Here is a 17,244-nt window from a genome sequence, read left to right as displayed (position 1 = left end):
CCTAGTACTCCTCCCTGAAGCGGCGAGCGACCCACTGCGCCAAAATGTTGAGCAAGAAGGTAATGACAAACAAAGTCAGACCTACTGCAAAAATCGTTCCATATTCGATCGTTCCGCGCGGAACGTCACCCATGCTGACCTGGACGATATAAGCGGTCATCGTTTGGATGCTATCCAGCGGGTTCATGGTCAGCTGCGGCGTAGCGCCCGCTGCAACGGTAACGATCATCGTCTCGCCAATCGCACGGGAGAACGCCAATACGAAGGATGATACAACACCGGAAAGTGCAGCTGGCAGCACAATTTTAAGCGCAACCTCAAATCGTGTGGCACCAAGTGCATACGCACCATTGCGCAACGTCTTCGGAACCGCGCGCATCGCGTCCTCACTGAGAGACGAGATCATTGGAAGCACCATAATGCCGACCACGATTCCCGCACTCAGTGCGTTGAATATACCCATACTCGGGAAAAATTTTTGAAGGAATGGCGTTACTGTTTCAAGTGCAAAATAACCATAAACAATCGTTGGAATACCAGCTAGTACTTCCAAGATTGGCTTAATAACCTCCCGAACCCGGGCAGGAGCGTATTCATTCAAATAAATCGCGCATGCCAAGCCGATAGGCACTGCGAAAACGATCGCAATGCCTGTAATCAGCAATGTGCCGCCCAATAAGGGCAGCACGCCGAATTCTTTAGGAGGGAGAATCGGACTCCATTTCGTTCCTGTCAGGAAGGACCATATCGGCACTTCTCTGAAGAACACAATGGCTTCCTGAAGAAGCGTATATACGATACCGATGGTAGTGACAACCGAGAGCAGGGCACAGATCCCTAGAATAAACGGAATGATTTTGTCAGAGATCCGTGTCTTGCTTCGGCGAAAGGTCATGTTCTTTGTCGCTACTACCTCGGTCGATGTTTTGTTCATTCTCCTCTTCCCTTTCTATTCCCCGCTTTTAAATGCCTTCAACCTTATTGCTCAAGCTTGGCCAGTTCAGCTGTGTACTCATCATCTTGCAGAGATACGAAGCCTGTTTCTCCAGCCAGTTGACCTGCATTTTCAAGGTAGAAGGTTACGAAAGTTTTCACTTCAGGACGCTCAAGTTCCTTCTTGCTTACGTAAATGTAAAGCGGACGAGACAGCGGTGAATAGCTGTTGTCTTTAATTGTTTCTGTGCTTGGTGCAACTGTTGCAGTACCGTTGTCAATTGGAACCAGCTTCAGGTTGTCTTGGTTCTCTTCATAGAAAGAGTAGCCGAAGTAACCTACGGAGAACTTGTCACCAGCAACACCTTGTACTACAGCATTTGTATCCGCACTGAATGTGATTTGGCTATCGTTTCTGCTCACTTGAGCTTCGCCGTTGATTGCTTCAGTGAAGTAGTCGAATGTACCATGATCTGTACCTGGGGAGTAGATTTTGATTTCCTCTGCCGGCCAGCCTTCACGTACGTCAGCCCAAGTTTTCACTGTGCTATCTGGCTCATAAATCTTTTTAAGCTCATCTACAGACAGCTTGTCTACGAAATCATTGTCTTTGTTTACAACGACAGACAGTCCGTCGTAAGCAACCAGGACTTCCAGATATTCAACGCCGTTTGCTTTCAGATCTTCAGCTTCGCTGTCTTTGATTGGACGGGAAGCATTGGAGATTGCGATCTCACCAGCTGCAAAACGTTTGAATCCAGCACCTGTACCGCCTGTTCCGATTGGAACGCGTACGTCAGGGTGTACTGCACCGAACTCTTCAGCGATAGCTTCAGTCAATGGATGAACCGTACTTGAACCGTCAATTTCAATTGTTCCGGACAAAGCTTCTACTTTAGTTTCTTCGCTTTGCTGCGAACCATTGTTTGCATTATTCTCTTCAGTTCCGCTGCCCGCAGTAGAACCACCGTTGCTGCCGCCTCCGCATGCTGCGAGAATTGTGCTCAGTAGCAGCACCAGAACCAGAATACCTGCAGGTTTACGACCCCTTTTTCTAAACAAACCAATCCACTCCTTCAAAATGATTGTAATCATTTCCTTCGACTTACATATTAGATCATAATGCTGGTTTGTAATTGCAGTTTTTCAGAAATGTAAACTCTGTGTAAAATATTAAATTCATAGCTTGTAAGTTTTAACTCTACCGGATTGGCGCTTCCTCTACGTGTCCGCCTATCTCGAGCAGCTCCTGCTTCACACTCGATATGCGTGACGTCGTTTCTGCTGCCAGCCTATGTACGCGTTCCCCGGACTCCTCCACCGTGCGTGCAGCTTGTCTAAGCTCGTAGAACATCTGACTCCCCTCGGCCACGTAAGTCTCGCAAGCATTCAGCTCCTGAAGCGCGCTGGCAATGGCCTGCGCGGTGTCCGCTGCCAGCAGCTGAATATCGCCCAGCAGATCGGCAATATCTCCCGACAGCTTGCGCGTCTCCTTGGCAAGCACCTGCACCTCGCTGGCTACAACTTGAAATCCTCTCCCGTGTTCTCCGGCATGCGCCGCTTCAATCGAAGCATTCATTGCCAGCAAGCTGCTGTGGCTGGCCACTTCAGCGATCCGGGCGGTAATGGAAGAAATGCTGTTCGCCTTCTCTGCCAGTTCGGCCACCTGTTGTTCTCGTTGGGCCATGTCACTGACGAGCTGCTGATATGTCGTTCTTACTTGTTCCAGTTTCTCCGTGCCGGAAAGGGACCATGATTTCATTTGCACGGTTTCCTCTTTCGTGAGTGCAGCGGCCTCCGACACTTTTTCAAGCGATTCTTCCATATTGCTCGTATGGCGGAAGCTCTCCTGCAAAATCCATTTGCGCTTTCGCTCCGCATCCGTCTGAAGTTCGCTCGATAGAATCATTAAGTCACGGACTGTGAGCACCCCAACCAGTCGACGCTCTTCGGTAACAATGACACAATCATAGAACTTGGCATCCGGACGCTCGAGCGACAGCTTCAGCAGCTTGTCCACTGGATCATTCAGCTCAGCCATAGCGGGGCTGAGATCCGCGAACGTGCAGGCAGGGCGTGAATAGAAAAGATCCGCCGCGAATCTGCCCATCATCCGCTGGTAAAACGCATCTCTCATAATAAGACCTGCGGGCTCTCCGTTTGTCTCGTAAACAACACACGGTATCGCCTTGTCCCTGGCAAACACTCTCAGCACCTCTTGGCAAGTCTCGGTCTCGCTGATCACAGGAACACTCCGGCAGTATGGAAGAACGGACAATGACTGCACCTCTTCTTGTTGTATAACTAATACATGAGTCTCATCAATCGGGTCTTTGGTTGGAAGCAGCGTCATGCAGCTCCACTCCTTTCACTAGTCCTCAAGACGCATCTTAACGGAGGAATGTTAAAAGAATATGCATGGTAAGATAACGTATTGTAAACCAGCCCGGATCTGGCCAATAAAAAAAGCCCCTCATCATTTAAATAGAATGATGGGAGCCTTTTTTCGGATTAACTACTAATTTATAGCCCACTCCTCGAATGGAGTCGATGTGCACAGATTCAGGGTCTAGCTCCAACTTTTTGCGAAGCGAGCTGACATGCACGTCTACCGTACGCTGGCCGCCGATATAATCGAAGCCCCATACGACGTTCATCAGATCATCCCGAGTCAATACAACCCCCGGCTTCTTCGCCAAATATAGCAGAACCTCGAATTCCTTCGGACGCAGGTTGATGCTCTGTCCGCCAAGTCTCACTTCATACTTGTCCGGAAAGATTTCAAGCTGTCCGAGTGAAATCACGTTGCTCTGATCCTCTTTAATCTTCACCTCTTCAGGTTGACCGGACGCTCTGCGCATCACCGCCGACACTCGTGCGAGCAGTTCGGATACGCCAAACGGCTTCGTAATGTAATCGTCTGCCCCCATCTTCAGCCCCTGTACCACCTCTTCTTCGGCATTTTTGGCCGTTAGAATGATGATCGGCGTGGTAATTCCCTTACTGCGCAACTTTTCCAGAATTTGAAAGCCATTCATCCCCGGAAGCATAACATCCAGAAGGATGAGATCGAAGCTTTCCTGTGATGCTCGTTCAAACCCAACCGTTCCGTGCTCTTCCACTACGACATCAAAACCTTCTTGAGTCAAGTTGTAAGATAACAGACGCGACAATGTGGGCTCATCTTCAATAACAAGCAAACGTTGAGTCAAAGTTACCCCCGCCTATTCTATAAATTTATCATTCACATGTTGAAGTATATCAACGGAATGTTAAGCCAGTGTTAAACGTTCACATCTCGTTCATTTCTTGCAGAATCGGAAGCTCGATCATAAAGGAACTGCCCACCCCGACTTCGCTGTCCACACTGATTCTGCCATGATGCTGCTCTACCAAATGTTTCACAATGGACAAGCCCAGCCCCGTTCCGCCTGATCCGCGTGAACGCGCCTTATCCACCCGGTAGAAGCGCTCGAAAATGCGCGGCAGGTCTTTTTTCGGGATCCCGATTCCCGAGTCCTTCACCACAATCTCGATCATATCATCCTGGTTGTCTCCCCCCGGCTTCTCGCGAGCCGTCACCTCGACCTTCCCGCCCTCCTGGGTATAATTAACAGAATTAGAAATCAAATTGACGAAAATTTGACGAAGCTTGTCCTCGTCCCCTTCAAGGAACAGCTCTTCGGATACATCCACATCCAGCGTAATCCGTTTCTTCTCGGCTACCGCGCGCATCATTTCCGTAATCGTATCAAAGAAACTGGACAGATGAATCGGAGAATAGTCCATCTGGATTCGTTTGGATTCAATTTTGGATAACTCTAGAATATCACCGATCAGCCTGTTCAGCCGCTCGGACTCATCATAAATAATTTGCAGGAACGAACGGGCGGTCTTCTCGTCGCTCACACCACCGACCAGAAGCGTCTCCGTAAATCCCTTCACGGCAGCGAGCGGCGTCTTCAGCTCATGGGATACATTCGCCACGAATTCGCTGCGCATGCGCTCCAGTCTGCGAATGTCCGTCACATCCTGGAGGTGGAACAGCATGCCGCGGTAGGAGCCGTCCTCCTGCACCATCGTCACCCCGTCCATACGGATAATCGATTCTGCAGGATACAACGTCCGCTCTTCCCGGAAGCTGCTTCTGCTTGCCATCCCATCCTCAATGAGCTTGGTCAATTCATAATGCTGGCGCAGCTCGCGATACGATTTCCCGGTTACAACCTTCGCCTGAACGCCCAGCATCTCCTCGGCAGCGCGGTTGATGAGCACAATGATGCCTGCCTGGTTAACCATAATGATGCCGCCGGTCATATTGTTCAATACACTTTGCAGCAAATCTTCGTTGTCGCGGATCGTGCGCAGCTGGGTCTGAAGGCTGTCCGCCATTCCGTTAATGGCCGAGGCGAGATGCCCGATTTCATCCTTGCGCTGGATATCCACCCTTGCATCGTATTCCAATCTGGATATACGCCTTGCCACTTTCGTAATTTTCTCCAACGGGGACGTAATCTCCCTCGACACCCGGTAGCTGACAACCGCTGCGATGACAAACAGTACAAACAGTCCGGCTCCCATCATCATCCAGCCTTGCCGAATACCCGAATCGACCGCCTGCAGCGTAACCGATAACCGGATGTACCCGTCATACGCCGTACCCGCCTGGACCGGCAAGACGACATATAGCATATCCTCATTCAACGTGCTGCTGTAACGGACTGCACTTCCCTGGCCTTCCTCCACAGCTCTCAGCATCTCTTCACGGTCTGCATGATTGTCCATCGTCCGCGGGTCCATTTCTGAATCTCCGATGACGGTCCCGTCATTTTTGATAAACGTCACCCGGACCTCGGAAATTTCCCTCAAGCGGAGAGCGAGATCCGTATAATAGTCGATGGCCGTGTCGCTGTTCATATCGGCAAATTCCATCGTTGCCTGCAGCAATTTTATTTCCCGGGTCATATTTTGTTCCAGCATTCGAATATGGGAATCCTTGAATACCTTCACCATAGCCAGTCCAGCTCCCACCATGGACAGACCGATTAACGTTAGTATGATTAATGTCAGCCGGTTTCGATACTGCTTCATTGCCCACTCCTCTTTCTCTCGTTAGTGTTCTGTCATCGGGATGCAGCTTTCCTTCATCAGCCATTGGCGCTAGGAACTAATTCGCCGCTTCCAGGCGCCTTCCTGCTCGGCTCGACCTCCCTTGTTCCTTCGTCTGCTCCACCAGGCATGAATCAGCGTAGCTGCCGGCTGCTGGAACATGATCCCGAGTACAACTGGAATGGAAGCTTGCGGAGAAAAATAAGCGGTTGCCAGCACCATGCCAAGTGATATGTTCCGCATGCCGGAAGCATAGGTTACCGTAATCTGCAGCTCCCGGCTCGGTTTCCGCACAGCATATGCGCCAAAGTAACCAAGAGCATAACAGATCATGATCAGCAAGATCACAGCCGGAATGACAATCATCATTTCCTGTTTCATCCCGGCCGCATGCGGGGCGATCGAGGCCGCATTCAGCAGCACGACCAGCATAAAGAACACCTTCGATATCGGCTGGGCCACCGGCGCTGACCACGCTTTAATTTTCCCTTTCGAGCATTCATATAACAGCACGCCGACCAAGGTAGGCAGAACGACCATCTGCAGCAAATCCACCATCAGCCCCTTCGCATCCCAATCCATCGCAGCATTGCTGAAAAAAGCTCCCATCAACGTCGGCACAACGATAGGACTCAGCATCGTATCCAGGACGACCAGCGCCAATATGAACGGCACGCTTCCGCCGGAGGTTCCTACCCACATCACTGAGGAAATACCGAGCGGAATAATCGCAAACAGCAGCAATCCGATGGTGTAATCCGACTGCGGCCCGAACACGGCAGCTCCCAGGCCATATGCAAGCAGCGGTGCCGCAGCGTGGGCGATGAGCAATGTCAGAATGACGGCCAACGGCCGCTTCATCACGTCCCGCAAGTGCCTGACGCCACATCCAAGTGCCATCACAAGCGTAATGTAGCCGAACAGATACGGGATCCAGCCGACATAAGCGATCAGATGATCCGACAAAAGCCAGCCGAGCACCAATGAGCCGGGAATGAGGATGAACGTATATTTTTCAAACCAAGCAGCAAAAGTTAGTCCGTATTTCCTCACGTGTTCCTCCTCGCCACCTGCCGGTGTGCGAAACTCTTTCATTCGTATTTGTTTCTCATCATACCTCCTTCGCCGGCCTAACCGCAACGAAAGATTTAAACGCCTTGACCACAAACTTGATATCGTCTTGGAAAAACACTCGGGCATCGTTAATTCCTTGGCAACACCATATCCTGACCTTCGAAAAAAAGACTTAATAAAAAAAACACCGATCGCCTACTGACAGCAATCGGTGTTCGTGGTTATAAATCCAAGCGCGTGGCTATTCACGCATCGTTGATTCAGCTATCTCCTAATTAAAGGAATACCGGCTCTTTAAACATCTCCAGCTTGGCGGCCGAGTCTTTGTTCACATCAGCGTGCAGACTGTTGCCGTGAGAGTCCATCGTCACGATGGCTGCAAATCCGTCAACCTCCAGATGCCACATCGCCTCCGGAATACCAAACTCCATGAAATCGACGCCGTTCACCTTGCGGATACATTTGGCATAATATTGCGCCGCTCCGCCAATGGCGTTAAGGTATACCGCGCCATGCTCCTGCAAGGCCTGAAGCGTCTTCGGCCCCATTCCGCCTTTGCCAATGACCGCACGAATGCCAAATTTCTTCAAAATATCGCCTTGATAAGGCTCCTCCCGAATGCTCGTTGTCGGACCGGCGGCCTTGACATGCCAGCCATCCTCATCCTTCAGCATCACTGGTCCACAGTGATAAATAACCGCACCGTTCAGATCAATCGGCGCATCATGGTCCATCAAATATTTGTGCAGCGCATCGCGGCCAGTATGCATTTCCCCGCGGATAATGACCACATCGCCGACCTTGAGACTGCGAATCTGCTCCTCGCTGATCGGCGTCTGAAGCACGATTTCACGTCCGCTGGATGCTGTGCCAGCTGCATCTGTCGCAGCCAGCTCCTTCTCCGTCTCCGGATTCATGCCTACTTCATGCCCGGACTCATACAGCCAGTCGGTAATCTCGCCACTGTCTGGCTGGATCAGGACGCCCTGACGGCGGAAGGCCCAGCAGTTATAGGCAACCGAGACGAAAAAGCTCGCCGGCAGCCGGTTCATCGCGCCGATTTTGCAGCCAAGCAGCGTGACTTCACCGCCAAAGCCCATCGTACCGATGCCCAGCTTGTTGGCATTGTCCAGAACATACTCTTCAAGCTTTCGCAGATCCTCATTCGGATTGACATCATCGACATTCCGGAACAGCTGCTGCTTCGCCAGCTCATATCCGGTTGTCCGGTCCCCGCCAATGCCAACGCCGATAAAGCCGGCGCTGCACCCTTGACCCTGGGCCTGATAAACCGCATGCATGATGCATTTGCGAATGCCGTCCAGATCCCGTCCCGCTTTGCCCAATCCTTCGAGCTCTGTCGGCAGGCTGTACTGGATGTTTTTATTCTCGCAGCCGCCGCCCTTCAGAATCAGGCGCACCTCGACCGCATCCTTCTCCCACTGCTCAAAATGAATGACCGGGGTGCCCGGGCCGAGATTATCTCCACTGTTGGCCCCGGTTAGGGAGTCGACAGAGTTCGGACGCAGCTTGCCATCCTTGGTCGCTCTCACAACGGCGGCGCGGATTGCCTTCTTCATTTCGATTTGATTCGCCCCGACAGGCGTATGTACGATAAAGGTAGGCATGCCGGTATCTTGGCAGATCGGAGATACTTCCTGCTCCGCCATTTCGATATTTTGCGTAATGGTGGCAAGCGCCAAACCGGCGCGCGTTGCGGCATCCTCTGCGGCTTTTCCGCGAAGAACCGCTCTTCGCACATCACCCGGAAGGTTCGTGGAGGTTTCTACGATCAATTGGTACATGCTCTCTTCAAACTGCCTAATCACTTTAGACTAACTCCTCTCTCATGACCAGAACCTGGTGGCTGTGATAATAATCATACCTTATTCTAGTTCTATCATATCATATCCCTTCTGTCATGAAAGGGTTTACTTAAAAATTGATTATCCGAACATGCCGCTTGCCGCCGAGTAGTATAATCGGTTGAATCCGACCAGAAAAACAGCGGGCATTCGCATGCCCTAATGCATGCCGCCCGCTGTTATGTCCCGTGTTATAATCCCGGTTCGTGTCCCTCAGTTCCTCGTCAGGAAACGATTCCGCTGCTTCGTTAATCTTTACCGTGAATCTTGACCGCTAATCTTTACTGCTAATCTTGACTAATCCTAACCGTTCGTCTTACCCGTTGATCACTTCGCCGCCGTTGACATGAATGACCTGTCCGCTAACGTAAGAGGAATCGCCTGATGCCAAGTATACGTAAGCAGGTGCGAGCTCTTCCGGCTGGCCCGGTCTCTTCATCGGCTGCGTTCCGCCGAACTCGCTCACCTGATCCGCCGGGAAAGTGGACGGAATGAGCGGCGTCCAGATCGGCCCCGGAGCTACGGCATTGACACGGATGCCCTTCTCTACAAGGTTCATGGACAGGGAACGCGTGAACGCAACAATCGCCCCTTTCGTCGACGAATAGTCGAGCAGCTGCGGGCTGCCTCGGTATGCGGTAATCGAGGTTGTGTTGATAATGGTACTCCCTTTGCCCAGATGCGGCATGGCCGCCTGAGTCAGATAGAACATCGAGAAGATATTCGTCTGGAACGTGCGCTCAAGCTGCTCCTTCGAAATATCTTCAATCTTCTGCTGCGGATGCTGCTCAGCTGCGTTGTTGACTAGAATGTCCAGCTTTCCGAGCTCCTCCACCGTGCGCTTCACGGCATCACGGCAGAATCCGTCATCGCCCACATCACCAGCAATCAAAATGCATTTACGCCCTTCCTGCTCGACCTGGCGCTTCGTCTCCTCCGCATCCTGATGCTCGTTCAAATATACAATCGCTACGTCAGCGCCTTCCTTGGCATAGTGAACCGCCACCGAACGGCCAATGCCGCTGTCTCCTCCGGTAATGAGCGCCACCTTGCCCTCCAGCTTGCCGGCAGCTTTATATTCACTTGTCTCAAATACAGGCTGTGGATTCATTTCCGTCTCAACGCCCGGCCGGCGATCCTGATGCTGCGGCGGCAGCGTTTGCTTCCCGTTGTTCTGTGACATTTGCTTATCTCTCCTTTCAGGTCAGTATCGGCCTTTCATAGGATGTGTCTGTTTTGGCTCTTTATTCTTGCCGGAGCCTTACGATATGATAATTACCACAGTTTCCGCTTGATCAAACGCCATCCCCCGGAAGGCTTGGCCCCTGGCTTATCCCGCTTAACCCGCTCATCCCATTCGTCCGAACCCCATGTTCCCACTACCAGCTCTATTGCGAACATTATATATGGCGGTCCAATATAAAAAACCGGACCAGCAAGGGAAATCCCCTTAGCCTGGTCCGGTTATCGTCTGAAGAACACGGCCTGTCTATCTAACCTACAGATAAACAGCAGATCAGCCGCGCTTCTCACGCTTCATGCGCGCTCTTAAATAATGTTGTCAAATACCATGAAGAAAATCATAACGAGCAGCAGCAGCGACAGCACCGCACTGAATGTGCCGAGCTTGCCGATGTCGGCTTTCACATCACGCTTCTCCCGAATTCCTGCGAGCGCGTTCTTAAGCGGCTTGCTCATGATGCCCCCAACCGCGAACATCGCAAGCAGCAGAACCGTTACTACCGCCATCCACACGTAGGTGTAGTTGCCCTGGGACATCATGTATCCCCCTGTCAACAGCTGAAGCACCAAACCATACTGTGCAACCCGATTCGCTACATGAATAGTGCTAATTGCCCCTTCTTGTGCACCTGAGGACAGCTTCTGAATACCGCCGACAACCAATGGCAGAATCAAATAAAATCCAAGCGCTGCCGTTCCGACCATATGCAGAAAAAATGTCACATTCCACATGAATAAATTCCTCCAACATCGTTAGTGTGATTCATGTCACTTTCTTGTCATTATCGCCTTATATTATACTGGACAATCTCTCCAAAGAAAAGCAATCCCGCCCCGAAACATCGGGACGGGATTGGATTCTAGGCAATTTTGTGAAATCGCATTCGTTATAACGTCACTACAGAAGTTACACTTCTCACCGATTCGGCCGATTTGTCGAGCGCTGCCTTCTCTTCCGGCGTCAATTCCAGCTCGAACACTTTCTCGATCCCATCTCCGCCGAGAATAACAGGCACGCCCATAAACAGATCCTGATAGCCGTACTCTCCCTCGAGCAGCGCGATGACCGGCAGAATCCGCTTCTTGTCCTTCAGAATCGCCTCGGTCATCTGGACGAGAGAGGCAGCCGGCGCGTAATAGGCACTGCCGTTGCCCAGCAGGTTCACGATCTCGCCGCCGCCTACCCGCGTGCGCTGCACGATCGCCTCAATGCGATCCTTCGGAATCAGCGTGTCGATCGGAATGCCGCCAACGCTGGAATAGCGGACAAGCGGCACCATGTCATCCCCGTGGCCGCCGAGCACGAATCCGCGCACATCCTCAACGGATACATTAAGCTCCTGGGCAATAAACGTACAGTAACGAGCAGTGTCCAGAACGCCGGATTGTCCGATCACCCGGTTTTTCGGGAACCCAAGACTATGGTAAGCCACATAGGTCATAGCATCCACCGGGTTGCTCAAAATGATGACCGTGGAATTCGGCGCATGCGTCTTCACGTTCTCGCATACCGACTTCACGATGCCAGCATTCGTGTTGACCAGATCATCCCGGCTCATGCCCGGCTTGCGGGCTACGCCAGCCGTAATGATGACGATGTCGGAATCCTTGGCATCCTCATAGCTGGATGTTCCGACAATATGGCTGTCAAAGCCTTGCACCGGGCTGGCCTCAAGCATATCGAGCGCCTTCCCTTTCGTCGGATTCTCCAGCTGGGGAATATCAAGCAGCACGACGTCGCCCAGTTCCTTCTGAGCCAGCATCAAAGCCGTTGTTGCTCCCGTAAATCCAGCACCCACTACCGTTATTTTCTTACGAGTAATTGCCACGAAGCTCTCCCCCTTACAGGTTATTAATGATCTCGTTTGCAAACTCGGAGCATTTCACTTCCGTTGCACCTTCCATCAGACGTGCGAAGTCATACGTAACGGTTTTGTTGTTGATCGCTGTTTCCATGCCCTTGTAGATCAGGTCAGCCGCTTCCTGCCATCCGAGGTGCTCAAGCAGCATTACGCCGGACAGGATAACAGAACCCGGGTTCACCACGTCCTTGTCGGCATACTTAGGAGCCGTGCCGTGAGTCGCTTCGAAAATAGCATGTCCTGTCACGTAGTTGATGTTCGCGCCTGGAGCGATACCGATCCCGCCGACTTGAGCAGCAAGTGCATCGGACAGGTAGTCACCGTTCAGGTTCAGCGTTGCAATGACATCGAAGTCTGTCGGACGCGTCAGAACTTGCTGCAATGCGATATCTGCGATCGCATCCTTCACGATGATCTTGCCAGCCTCTTCCGCTGCCTTCTGGGCTGCGTTCGCTGCATCTGTGCCTTCTTTTTCCTTGATGATGTCATATTGTGCCCAAGTGAACACTTTATCTCCGAATTCAGCCTCAGCCACTTCATAGCCCCAGTTCTTGAAGGCACCTTCGGTGAATTTCATGATGTTGCCTTTATGAACGAGCGTGACGCTCTTGCGGTTATGCTTGATTGCATATTCTACCGCAGCGCGCACAAGGCGCTTGGAGCCTTCGGAGGATACTGGCTTGATGCCGATACCGGACGTTTCAGGGAAGCGGATTTTGTGAACACCCATCTCGTCCTGGAGGAACTTGATGACCTTCTTCACTTCTTCCGTGCCTTCCTTGTACTCGATGCCTGCATAGATATCCTCTGTATTCTCACGGAAAATAACCATATCAACCAGCTCCGGACGTTTAACAGGGGAAGGTACACCCTTGAAATAACGTACCGGACGCAAGCAGGTATACAGGTCAAGCTCTTGACGAAGAGCAACGTTCAGGGAACGGATGCCGCCGCCGATCGGAGTCGTCAGTGGGCCCTTGATAGCCACGATATATTCACGGATCGCTTCCAGTGTATCGTTAGGCAGCCACTCTCCGTATGTATTGTATGCTTTCTCTCCGGCAAACACTTCATACCATGCCAGCTTTCTGGAACCCCCGTAAGCCTTCTCAACCGCTGCATCCAGCACGCGCTTGGAAGCTTTCCAAATGTCGCGACCGGTTCCGTCGCCTTCGATGAAAGGAATGATCGGGTTGTTAGGCACCTGCAGCTTGCCGTTATCAATTGTAATTTTCTCGCCTTCGGTTGGTAATGCGAATTTCTCCAGTTTCATGAGTATGAGTTCCTCCTTCGAATATGTTGATTCAGAAGCATGAAAGGACATAGAGAAAGCCGCCGTCGCGGTTTCACCGGCGTTCGAGCGGTCTTCTCCTGTCTATTGTACATGAAAACAGCGAATTAGCGAAGTTCTACCGGCACATACTTCTGATCCGTCAGACCCGTGTATTCTGCACGAGGACGGATAATGCGGTTGCCGTCGTATTGCTCCAGGATATGGGCGGTCCATCCGGACACGCGGCTGATTGCAAATATCGGTGTGAACAGCTCTTGCTCAATGCCAAGCTGTGTATAAACGGATGCGGAGTAGAAATCAACATTCGGTTTCAGCCCTTTCTGCTTCGTCACCGTCTCCTCCACCAGCACCGACATTTCATACAGCGTCAGATCGCCCTTCATCTGACCCAGCTCGCGGGACATCTTCTGAAGATGCTTCGCGCGAGGATCGCCATTCTTGTATACCCGGTGACCGAAGCCCATGATCTTCTCACGGTTGTTCAGCTTCTCCATAATATACGATTCTGCACGATCAAGCGAACCGATCTCATTGAGCATCTTCATAACCGCCTCATTGGCTCCACCATGGAGAGGCCCCTTCAAGGCGCCAATAGCTGAGGTTACGCCCGAGTAGATGTCCGACAGCGTCGCTACCGTTACCCGAGATGCAAACGTCGATGCGTTCAGCTCATGATCCGCATGCAGCACCAGCGCCTGATCCAGCGCCTTCACGGAAGTCTCCTCCGGATCTTCGCCCCGCAGCATATACAGGAAATTCTCGGCGACAGAAACCCCGGCTTTCGGAGCCACAGGCTCCTTACCCTGCCGAATGCGGGCGATTGCAGCCACGATCGTTGGCAGCTGAGCCTGAAGTTTAACCGCTTTCTTCTCGTTCGCTTCACGACTCATGTCGTCGCTTGTTTCATCATACAATGCCAGCGCCGATACCGCCGAGCGAAGGGCCGCCATTGTGTTGGCATCCTTCGGATACAGCTTCAGCTGCTGAATGAGCTCATCCGGAATGGCAGCGTAGTCGCTCAGATCCTGCTTGAGCGCTTTGAGCTCTTCGGCATTCGGCAGCTTGCCGAACCATAGTAAATAAGCCACTTCTTCAAACGTTGCGTGCTCTGCGAGATCATCAATATTATATCCCCGATAAGTCAGAACGCCATCAACGATCGAACTAATCGAAGAAGTGGTAGCTACAATGCCTTCCAAACCCTTGGTAGCTGTCATGTTTCATCTCTCCTTTTATCGTTAGATAAACTGATTGGTGACGTCAATGAAAACATTTTCATGAAGTCGGATGAAAAAAAGCAAAAAAATAGTGCCTATGCTCACTTCCTGAAGCTGACTGTAAAACCTTCTCATATCATACTGGATTTTGTCTGATAAGTGAACATAAGATGGAACATTCATCACATCAAAATTGTTTATCGTATTCATAAACATTTTTTTGAAATCACTTACAATTCCATTATAACTGTGACATTTGTCCTTGTCGAATCTTGAAAAAAGATTGTTTTAATCTATTAGCCTTATGGATGGATAAGCTGCATACGTATATAGAAGTCGACCTGTTTCCACTTGTCCTGATGAACATACAAGGAGCGTGATCTCTTGGAACGATTGCTGCTTAAACGCATCGGCAGAGGGCTCTGGGTCATCTCCTCTATTTCCCTTGCTGTGTACGCCATCTATATGCTGCTGCCGCTGCTGTACCCCTTTCTTCTTGCCTGGCTTGTCGCTTATGCCATGAACCCGTTTGTAGGCCTGCTCCAGCGCAGGCTGAAGCTCCCTCGCTGGCTTGCAGTCACGCTGTCGCTGATCGTCTACGTCGGAAGCGCCCTGCTTATCCTGACTGCAGCGGTGACGAGGCTGGTCAAGGAGCTGATCGCCTTGACGCAATCGCTGAATCTGCATATGGATTCCTGGATTCAATGGGTTACAGCCTGGACCCAGAATGAGAGCTTTCAGAGCATTGTGAATGAAATCAGCCGTTTCTATCAGAACAACCCTAATTATCACGATACAATCAACCAAAATATCAGCAAAACGACCGAGACGCTCGGCACAGCGGTTACCGAGCTAATATCCGGCATTTTTAACGGCATCCTGCAAGTGATCTATTCCTTGCCGAATCTCGGCACCATTCTGATCGTGGTGCTGTTGTCCGCCTTCTTCCTGAGCAACAGCTGGGAGCGGCATAACCGAACCTTGCTTAAGGCCGTGCCCGACATGGTCCGCAAGCCGATGTCCACCATTGTATCCGACCTGAAAAAAGCGCTGTTCGGATTCGCTAAAGCCCAGCTGATTCTCATCTCCATCACCGGGGTTATCGTCGTCATCGCCCTGTATGCGCTCGGCGTTAAATCCGCGCTTGCGATCGGGCTATTGATCGGGCTGGTCGATCTTCTGCCCTATTTGGGTGTCGGAATCGTCCTCGTCCCCTGGTCCGTCTACTGCTTCATGACCGGCAATCTCCCTTTGGCCATCGGCCTGACCGTCCTGTACAGCGTCATTCTGATCGTCAGACAGATTATGGAGCCGAAGGTGCTGGCCAGCAGTGTCGGACTGGACCCGCTTGCTGCGCTGTTCGGCATGTTTGTCGGCCTCAAACTGTTCGGGTTTCTGGGACTCATTATAGGTCCGGTGTCCCTTGTCATTCTCGATGCCTTTCGAAGGGCGAATGTCTTCCGGGACCTGCGAAACTACATTATTGGCGGAAGGGTGCGCTAATGGGTGCATATCCCAACAAAACAAGCCAGCCAGAGCATGCGAACATGCTCGGCTGGCCTTGCTATTCTATCCCTTGACGGGGAAACCATGATTCTTGTGATCCAGCAGATTCATCCGCTAGCCGCTGTATCCCGCCATAGCGATGCAGCTTCACAGCCCGGCCTATGCGATTATCTGCGGAAAATCGTAATTTTGCCGTCTTTTATATTTTTCATCAGCCATTTGAGCAGCAATAGTTTGTACAGAGGACGGGTCAGCGGAAATACCATCGTGAAGCCGATAATATCCGTTACGAATCCAGGCAGAATCAGCAGCATACCGCCGAGAAATATACAGAGCCCATCCGCCATCGATGATCCCGGCACCATCCCCGAGTTCATTCTCAGCTTGGCATCCTCCATTGCTTTGCGGCCCTCGAACCGCATCATGGCTACACCGATGGCAGAGGTCAGGAGCGTAAGAAGCAACGTGTTCATTCCCCCAACCTGCTCGGCGACATACTGAAAACCGAATATTTCAATGGCAGGCAGGAAAATGATAGCCGCCAATATCCATTTCCACATAAGTGTTTACTCCTTCCTCCCCAAAAGGGTGTTCCTTAATGCATCATACAGCTTTGGCGAGCTTTTATCCAGTCTGGCCGCTTTCCACTCCTGATTCAGCCATACATGCCGGGTCGCCCCGGAAGCCAGCAGCTCCCCTGGAAGCTGTGCCGCACCCTCTTCAAGGAGCGATTGCACCTGAGCGAGTTCCGCCTCGTTTAAGTTGCGGACTTCGTACTCATAGTTTATTCGCAATGGAGAAAATGAACTCATGCGCGTGAACACCGTAACGACATCGTCATATTTGGCGGGCTTCCGATAACGGACATCCAGATCGACCACCGGCAGCAGCAACCCTTCTTCTTCCATATCTCGGTACGAATAGCCCAGCTCCCTGATCATTGCCGTTCTTCCGATCTCAAACCAGTTCAGGTAGTTGGCGTGGTATACGACGCCCATCTGATCCGTTTCTTGATAACGCACCCGAATAGAGATGCTGAACCAGCGGCTCAGCTGTAGTTCCGATGAAGCTCCCACGAGATGCAGCCCCCTTATCTATGCAAAAAGCAATGGCCCGATACTCGTCCATTGCTTGTTTGCTCT

15 protein-coding genes are annotated in these 17,244 nt (G+C 51.4%); 1 reads left to right on the top strand and 14 read right to left on the bottom strand.

Annotation, left to right across the window (positions count from 1 at the left end):
* Position 1: 1 nt before the first annotated feature.
* From pstC to citZ, 12 genes are all read right to left on the bottom strand, one after another.
* Positions 2 to 934 carry a phosphate ABC transporter permease subunit PstC gene (gene pstC / locus CHH75_RS07785; protein ID WP_095397898.1) on the bottom strand — a complete coding sequence of 311 codons (933 nt, stop codon included), beginning with the start codon at positions 932 to 934 and terminating at the stop codon, positions 2 to 4.
* A 44-nt stretch (positions 935 to 978) separates the two neighbouring features.
* Complete coding sequence (locus CHH75_RS07780) at positions 979 to 1,995, bottom strand: PstS family phosphate ABC transporter substrate-binding protein (protein ID WP_095263807.1); 1,017 nt, start codon at positions 1,993 to 1,995, stop codon at positions 979 to 981.
* Between the two features lie 139 nt (positions 1,996 to 2,134).
* Entirely contained in the window at positions 2,135 to 3,286 is a 1,152-nt protein-coding gene (locus CHH75_RS07775) for a methyl-accepting chemotaxis protein (RefSeq protein ID WP_095397897.1), read from the bottom strand.
* Positions 3,287 to 3,413: 127 nt separating this feature from the next.
* Positions 3,414 to 4,145: a response regulator transcription factor gene (locus CHH75_RS07770; RefSeq protein ID WP_095263805.1), complete on the bottom strand. Its 732-nt coding sequence runs from the start codon at positions 4,143 to 4,145 to the stop codon at positions 3,414 to 3,416.
* Positions 4,146 to 4,224: 79 nt separating this feature from the next.
* On the bottom strand, positions 4,225 to 6,024 hold the full coding sequence (pnpS, locus tag CHH75_RS07765) for a two-component system histidine kinase PnpS (protein WP_095397896.1): 1,800 nt from the start codon (positions 6,022 to 6,024) through the stop codon (positions 4,225 to 4,227).
* 69 nt (positions 6,025 to 6,093) lie between these two features.
* Positions 6,094 to 7,095 (bottom strand): bile acid:sodium symporter family protein, encoded by a 1,002-nt coding sequence (locus CHH75_RS07760; RefSeq protein WP_095263897.1) that lies wholly within the window; start codon positions 7,093 to 7,095, stop codon positions 6,094 to 6,096.
* 296 nt (positions 7,096 to 7,391) lie between these two features.
* Positions 7,392 to 8,942, bottom strand: a complete 1,551-nt coding sequence (locus CHH75_RS07755) for a fumarate hydratase (RefSeq protein ID WP_095263896.1) — start codon at positions 8,940 to 8,942, stop codon at positions 7,392 to 7,394.
* Between the two features lie 355 nt (positions 8,943 to 9,297).
* Positions 9,298 to 10,164, bottom strand: a complete 867-nt coding sequence (locus CHH75_RS07750; RefSeq protein WP_095397895.1) for an SDR family oxidoreductase — start codon at positions 10,162 to 10,164, stop codon at positions 9,298 to 9,300.
* Positions 10,165 to 10,529: 365 nt separating this feature from the next.
* Positions 10,530 to 10,955, bottom strand: a complete 426-nt coding sequence (locus CHH75_RS07745) for a hypothetical protein (RefSeq protein ID WP_095263802.1) — start codon at positions 10,953 to 10,955, stop codon at positions 10,530 to 10,532.
* A 155-nt stretch (positions 10,956 to 11,110) separates the two neighbouring features.
* Entirely contained in the window at positions 11,111 to 12,052 is a 942-nt protein-coding gene (gene mdh / locus CHH75_RS07740) for a malate dehydrogenase (protein ID WP_095397894.1), read from the bottom strand.
* A 13-nt stretch (positions 12,053 to 12,065) separates the two neighbouring features.
* Positions 12,066 to 13,358 carry an NADP-dependent isocitrate dehydrogenase gene (gene icd / locus CHH75_RS07735; RefSeq protein WP_095263800.1) on the bottom strand — a complete coding sequence of 431 codons (1,293 nt, stop codon included), beginning with the start codon at positions 13,356 to 13,358 and terminating at the stop codon, positions 12,066 to 12,068.
* A 125-nt stretch (positions 13,359 to 13,483) separates the two neighbouring features.
* Positions 13,484 to 14,596: a citrate synthase gene (gene citZ / locus CHH75_RS07730; protein WP_095263799.1), complete on the bottom strand. Its 1,113-nt coding sequence runs from the start codon at positions 14,594 to 14,596 to the stop codon at positions 13,484 to 13,486.
* A 384-nt stretch (positions 14,597 to 14,980) separates the two neighbouring features.
* Between citZ and ytvI the strand changes: the two genes are divergently transcribed.
* Positions 14,981 to 16,099, top strand: coding sequence for a sporulation integral membrane protein YtvI (ytvI, locus tag CHH75_RS07720; RefSeq protein WP_095397893.1), 1,119 nt, complete (start codon positions 14,981 to 14,983; stop codon positions 16,097 to 16,099).
* A 170-nt stretch (positions 16,100 to 16,269) separates the two neighbouring features.
* On the opposite strand, the gene CHH75_RS07715 is transcribed toward ytvI, so the two are convergent.
* The gene (locus CHH75_RS07715) at positions 16,270 to 16,662 is read right to left on the bottom strand and encodes an FxsA family protein (RefSeq protein ID WP_095263796.1); all 393 of its coding nucleotides are present in this window, start codon (positions 16,660 to 16,662) and stop codon (positions 16,270 to 16,272) included.
* A 6-nt stretch (positions 16,663 to 16,668) separates the two neighbouring features.
* On the bottom strand, positions 16,669 to 17,100 hold the full coding sequence (locus CHH75_RS07710) for an acyl-CoA thioesterase (protein ID WP_095263895.1): 432 nt from the start codon (positions 17,098 to 17,100) through the stop codon (positions 16,669 to 16,671).
* Positions 17,101 to 17,244 lie beyond the last annotated feature (144 nt).

Source organism: Paenibacillus sp. 7541, from assembly GCF_002276395.1.
Classification (GTDB): domain Bacteria; phylum Bacillota; class Bacilli; order Paenibacillales; family Paenibacillaceae; genus Paenibacillus_AQ; species Paenibacillus_AQ campinasensis.
The sequence above is the reverse complement of the archived record's forward strand: the minus strand, read 5'-3'. Positions and strand labels throughout refer to the sequence as shown.